Genomic DNA, 5,207 nt, shown 5'->3' with positions numbered 1-5,207 from the left:
ACCCTCAGATCCCGGCCCATCCAGGTGGCGCCATCCAGCTCGTCGATGGCTTTTTGCTCGTCGGCCTCGTTTTCCAGCTCCACAAAAGCAAAGCCGCGCTTGCGGCCCGTTTCCCGATCTACCGGCAGCTTAATTTGCTTGACGGTGCCGTACTCGGCAAACACAAGCCGCAGATCTTCTTCACTGGCCTTGAAGGACAGATTGCCCACAAAAATGGTCATAACGTAGCGAACTCCGAACCTTAACCTTTAGCGCTCAGTTCGGAAGCTCACCTGGTTAGACCATTGGCTCAATCCGAACCTGATGCCAACCACATCTTAGTCTCCCCAACGGCATTTGCAAACTACCTGTCCAAGATCTTTCTCCAAGAATTTGCAGAAGCTTTTTTGAGCTAGGAAATTAAGGATCCCAACTGTTAGCAGCGCTTGCCTTGGCCCAGCGGCTGGCGTTTGGGAATGCCGGGAGGACGGGGATAGTAAGCTGGTGTGGGGGCAACTTTCTCCACCAGCAGGCAATGCCGTATCCCGTGGCTGCGGGGGGTAGTGAAGGCTTCGACGTGGATCAGCTTCCCCCCCAGGAGAGAAAGGGCTCGCTCCAGAGTTTGGGCTTCTGCCTCGATCCAATGGCCACGGTAGAGGATGGCGCGTCCCCCCACCTTGAGCAGGGGCAGACAATACTCGGCGCAAACCTCTGCCGCTGCCAGGGCTCTGGCCAGGGCCAGATCGTAGCTGCCGCGTTCCTGCGGGTCTTGCCCCCAGATTTCGGCTCGCTGGGCCACCGCCCGCGCCTGGGTCAGGGAGAGCTGCTGCAGGGCCTCTTGCACAAAGGCAATCTTGCGTTGGCTGCTGTCCAGTAGGGTGAAGCTGGCCTGGGGCAGGGCAATTTGGGCCGGGATCCCTGGAAACCCTGCCCCGGTGCCGATGTCGATGCCCCGCCAGGGCCGAGCTTGAATCGCCGCCCAGGATCCCAGCAAGCGCAGGCCCCGCAGCGAGTCCCACAGGTGTTTCTCCCAAAAATCGATGGGAGCGGTGATGCGGGTCAGGTTCTGGGTGCGGTTTCCGGCCATCACCAGGGGATAGAGCTGTTGCAGTTGCTGCCGCTGCGGCTCAGAAGGCTGCCAGCCCAGCTCCGCCAGCCAGCTCTCCCAGAGGGCCTCCAGTTCGGGGGGCTCAGAGGTAGGCGGGGCAGCCTTCTTCATCCCAGGGATCCCAGCCATCGCGATCCCAGTTGCAATCCGGCGGGAATGGCTCGGTCGGCCCAGCCTTTCAGCTCTTGGGTCAAGCCCTGCAAAGATCGGTCGGCGCCCAGCAGCTCCTGGTTCAAGCACACCAGCTCCTGCAAATCCAGCTCCTGGCAGTTGGCCCAATCTTCTGCCAGCAAGTTGATCGGTTGGGGCTGAGCTTGCAACGGCTGCTGGGCAGCCAACTCCAGCTCTATATCCAAAAGCACCTGCTCCAGCCGTTCTACCCGCTCTTGCATCTGGGCCAATAAGGCCGCCAACTGCTGGCAGCAATGGTGAACCCGCTGAGCATAAACCTTGAGCGGCAGCGTCAGCGGCAGCAGCGACTCAGACAACAGTTGAATCAGGTGCTGGGCCTCCAGTTCTTCCAGTTGCAGATCTTGCCAAATGGCATGGTAAAAATGGAGCGAGCGACGACAGGTTTCCAGGCGCTGGTAGCAGGGCTGCAATACAGAGCCGCGCAACTCCTGCAGATAATCGGCCCACAGTTGTCCAGCCTCTACCACCCAACCCGTTTGCAGAAAACTCCACCCCTGGGCCAGCAGCCAACTGATCACCAGGCCTGCCAACAACTGCGGCTTTTGCTGGGCCAGAAAAGGCAGAAGATGCTCTCCCCAAATCGCCAACCCCAGCCAGAGCAGAGCGGCCAAAGCCAAGTGGGGCAAGCTGATCATCTGGGCCAGAAGCTGAGCAGAACCTGCGGATCCCTGGGGAAGTCGGCGCTGCCGCAGCATCCAGATGAGCCCTGCACCCAAGCTGTACAGCCCTCCCCCCAACAGCGGGATCACCACCAACCACAGGGGTTGCCCCCTCCACAGGTGCGGCAATAGCCCAGCCTGGCCCGGCGCATCCCAACTGAGCAAATACAAAGCCAACAAAGCCAAAACCACACCCCACCCCTGCTGCCGTTGGAGGCGGCGGGCCAGCAGGCGGCGGCGACGACGAAGATAGGTTTGAAAGGATTCAGCCACAATGGACATAAAACGATGGATCGCAGATCCCTGCCAATATCCCCACCGGTCTGGATCGCCTCCTTACGATCATAAGTCTTGACTCGGCCCTGGCGTCTCTGGGTTCACTATTGCGATTATTACTGGGAGTCATCGCTTGGCTGGCGGGGCAGGGCTCATCAGACAGTTTTTCAGAGAAGTTCTGTTCTCAAAGCGGGCCTGGGAGAAGCTGTCCAGGACAGGCGGCTGCAAGAAAATCCCCCATCCCTGCTACGATGGAAAGGTCCTTAACGTTTCTTATCCACAGCCAAGTTGGTTTCTTGGTTCGGGTTTTCTCTTCTGCACTGTGCGAGGTTTTGTGAGCGCTTCTGCATCTCTCCTTAGCTCTGACCTATCTCTCTCCCCCCTCAAGGTGCAGCGCCAGATGATCGTTATTCTCGACTTTGGATCCCAGTACTCGGAGCTCATTGCCCGTCGTATTCGCGAAACCCACGTCTATTCGGAAATCCTTTCCTACCGCACCACTGCTGAACACCTGCGGCAAATGCGGCCCCAGGGCATCATCCTCTCCGGCGGCCCCAACTCGGTCTATGAGCCGGGCGCTCCTGCTTGTGACCCGGAGATCTGGAACTTGGGGATCCCCATCCTGGGCGTATGCTACGGCATGCAGCTCATGGTGCAGCAGTTGGGGGGCAAGGTGGAGCCAGCCCAGAAGGGGGAATACGGCCGTGCCGCCCTGCACATTTTGGATCCCACCGACCTGCTCACCAACTTGCCGGAAAACAGCATCATGTGGATGAGCCATGGGGATGCGGTGACCGAGTTGCCGCCAGGTTTTCACGCCCTGGCTGCCACGGACAACACCCCCTGTGCCGCCATTGCCGATCCCACTCGCCGTCTTTACGGGGTGCAATTTCACCCAGAGGTGGCCCACTCGGAGGCCGGTGCCTTTCTCATTCGCAATTTTGTCTATCACATCTGCGGCTGCGAGCCCACCTGGACAACGGAAGCTTTTCTGGAGGAGGCGATTCGGGAAGTCCGGGCCCGCGTGGGCGACAAGAAGGTGTTGTTGGCCCTTTCGGGGGGGGTGGACAGCTCTACTTTGGCTTTTTTGCTGCACAAGGCCATCGGCGACCAGCTCACCTGCGTCTTCATCGATCAGGGGTTCATGCGCAAGGATGAGCCGCAGCGGCTGCTGCGCCTTTTCCAAGAGCAATTTCACATCCCTGTCCACTACGTGGACGGACAAGAGCGGTTTCTCCGGCAGTTGCAGGGGGTCACCGATCCCGAGGAGAAGCGCAAACGGATTGGGGCAGAGTTTATTCGCGTCTTTGAGGAAGAATCCCAGCGGCTGGGCCCCTTCGAGTACTTAGCCCAGGGTACTCTTTACCCCGATGTGATCGAGTCGGCCAATACCAATGTGGATCCGGTGACCGGAGAGCGCATTGCCGTCAAGATCAAAAGCCACCACAATGTCGGCGGGCTGCCGGAAAATCTGCGCTTTAAGCTGGTAGAACCTCTGCGCAAGCTCTTCAAAGATGAGGTGCGGCAACTGGCCCGCTCGTTGGGTTTGCCGGAAGAAATTGTTGGCCGCCATCCTTTCCCGGGGCCGGGACTGGCCATCCGCATTGTGGGCGAAGTCACCAAAGAGCGGCTGGAAACCCTGCGCGAGGCGGACATGATTGTCCGCCAGGAGATCAACCGCTCCGGCTACTACCCCAAGTTGTGGCAAGCCTTTGCCGTGCTGCTGCCGGAAGTGCGCTCGGTGGGGGTGATGGGGGATAAGCGCACCTATGCCTGCCCAGTGGTGGTACGACTGGTTACCAGCGAAGATGGTATGACGGCGGATTGGGCCAGGGTGCCCTACGACCTCTTGGCCACCATCTCCAACCGCATCGTCAACGAGGTGCCGGGCATTAACCGCGTCGTTTATGACATCACTTCCAAGCCACCCGGCACCATCGAGTGGGAGTGATGCGGGTCAGGCGGGATCCCTTGCCTCTGGCCTCAAGGCCGGCCTGGATCAATCACCTATGGCCTGCTTCTGGCAGGGAATAGGAAGGGCTTGAGCTGAAGGGCTGAGCGGCTTGGACTTCCATGCGAGCCAGGGTTGTGGCCGCGTCGGCCAGTTGTAGGGCCAGGTTGGCACGGCTAATCGGATCCCGGGCATTCCAGAGATCGTGTCCCAAACAAAACACCCGATAGCGAAAGGCTTTGATCGAGTGCGATGGGATGACTTTGACCGTCATAGCTACAACCTCTTCTCCACAGAGACATGAATCGTCAGCAGAACCCGCTCGGGCTCAAGGTAAACAAATGTTACCAAAACAACCTCATCCTCAGAGGCGATACTTACTGGGCAGGTAGCTTTGGGGGGCTCCACCCGTTCATGCCTTACCCCCACAGTGTATTCTCCAACCGGCAGGTCATCAAATCCAGCATCCGCATAAATCAGCTCGATGGTTTCTTCTGCGATCAACTGCCCCTCTCGCTCCAAGAAACTGAGAAAAGGGATCCCGTCGATGGAAGTGAGGGCGTTGTTGGCCTGGTTGCGGATCATCACAAAAATGTCGGACATAGCTGGGATGCCCTCTCTCAAGGCTCCCCTCGCGAGGCTGCGGGAACGGGGCCCGACGCTTCTAAGCTGCCACCCAGTTCTTAGCCCTGGACGGGCGCAGGGACAAGACAGGCTTGCAACTTTTGCCGCAGCTTGGCCGTATCGAGGTGCTGGCCGATGAGCACCAACTGGTTTTTGGGCTGGCGAGGCCATGCATCGCTGCTGAGGGTGTAGCGCCGACCGCTGAGGTGGAAGATATGTCGCTCTGGGCTTTCTTCAAACCACAGGATCCCTTTGGCCCGAAAGACTGCCTCGGGCAACTCATTGAGAAAGTTCTGGAAGGCGTCTAGAGAAAAAGGCTGATCGCTCTCAAAAGCTAGGGAGTTAAAACCATCAACCTCGATGTGGCTGCGGTGCGAGTGGCCATGCTCGTGGCTGTGTTCGTGGTCGTGCTCATGGT

The 5,207-nt window shown here is 58.9% G+C and carries 7 protein-coding genes; 1 reads left to right on the top strand and 6 read right to left on the bottom strand.

Annotated elements, in window-relative coordinates; genetic code table 11:
* The 3 genes from NW844_RS05660 to NW844_RS05650 form a co-directional block, all read right to left on the bottom strand.
* Nucleotides 1–221, bottom strand: a 221-nt coding sequence (locus NW844_RS05660) for an RNA recognition motif domain-containing protein (protein WP_414334213.1), incomplete at its 3' end; no start/stop codon positions are given.
* Between the two features lie 194 nt (nucleotides 222–415).
* Nucleotides 416–1,198: a 16S rRNA (guanine(527)-N(7))-methyltransferase RsmG gene (gene rsmG / locus NW844_RS05655; protein ID WP_414334211.1), complete on the bottom strand. Its 783-nt coding sequence runs from the start codon at nucleotides 1,196–1,198 to the stop codon at nucleotides 416–418.
* Nucleotides 1,195–2,220 carry a hypothetical protein gene (locus tag NW844_RS05650; RefSeq protein WP_414334209.1) on the bottom strand — a complete coding sequence of 342 codons (1,026 nt, stop codon included), beginning with the start codon at nucleotides 2,218–2,220 and terminating at the stop codon, nucleotides 1,195–1,197. Before NW844_RS05650 ends, rsmG begins: the two co-directional genes overlap by 4 nt.
* A 394-nt stretch (nucleotides 2,221–2,614) precedes the next feature.
* On the opposite strand from NW844_RS05650, the gene guaA reads away from it, so the two are divergent.
* The gene (gene guaA / locus NW844_RS05645; protein WP_414334239.1) at nucleotides 2,615–4,165 is read left to right on the top strand and encodes a glutamine-hydrolyzing GMP synthase; all 1,551 of its coding nucleotides are present in this window, start codon (nucleotides 2,615–2,617) and stop codon (nucleotides 4,163–4,165) included.
* A 52-nt stretch (nucleotides 4,166–4,217) separates the two neighbouring features.
* Here guaA and NW844_RS05640 read toward each other — a convergent pair whose 3' ends face one another.
* From NW844_RS05640 to NW844_RS05630, 3 genes are all read right to left on the bottom strand, one after another.
* A complete protein-coding gene (locus tag NW844_RS05640; protein WP_414334207.1) occupies nucleotides 4,218–4,439 on the bottom strand; it encodes a hypothetical protein in 222 nt (73 codons plus the stop codon).
* 2 nt (nucleotides 4,440–4,441) lie between these two features.
* Nucleotides 4,442–4,768 carry a hypothetical protein gene (locus NW844_RS05635; protein ID WP_414334206.1) on the bottom strand — a complete coding sequence of 109 codons (327 nt, stop codon included), beginning with the start codon at nucleotides 4,766–4,768 and terminating at the stop codon, nucleotides 4,442–4,444.
* Nucleotides 4,769–4,848: 80 nt separating this feature from the next.
* The coding region (locus NW844_RS05630; protein ID WP_414334204.1) for a GTP-binding protein at nucleotides 4,849–5,207 on the bottom strand (359 nt) is incomplete at its 5' end.

It is taken from the genome of Synechococcus sp. H55.2 (assembly GCF_047462495.1).
Classification (GTDB): domain Bacteria; phylum Cyanobacteriota; class Cyanobacteriia; order Thermostichales; family Thermostichaceae; genus Thermostichus.
This window is presented reverse-complemented; position numbering and strand designations above follow the sequence as displayed.

Coding starts and splice junctions, on each gene's coding strand:
- rsmG (WP_414334211.1), bottom strand. CDS start 1,198: ATGAAGAAGGCTGCCCCGCCTACCTCTGAGCCCCCCGAACTGGAGGCC.
- NW844_RS05650 (WP_414334209.1), bottom strand. CDS start 2,220: ATGTCCATTGTGGCTGAATCCTTTCAAACCTATCTTCGTCGTCGCCGC.
- guaA (WP_414334239.1), top strand. CDS start 2,615: ATGATCGTTATTCTCGACTTTGGATCCCAGTACTCGGAGCTCATTGCC.
- NW844_RS05640 (WP_414334207.1), bottom strand. CDS start 4,439: ATGACGGTCAAAGTCATCCCATCGCACTCGATCAAAGCCTTTCGCTAT.
- NW844_RS05635 (WP_414334206.1), bottom strand. CDS start 4,768: ATGTCCGACATTTTTGTGATGATCCGCAACCAGGCCAACAACGCCCTC.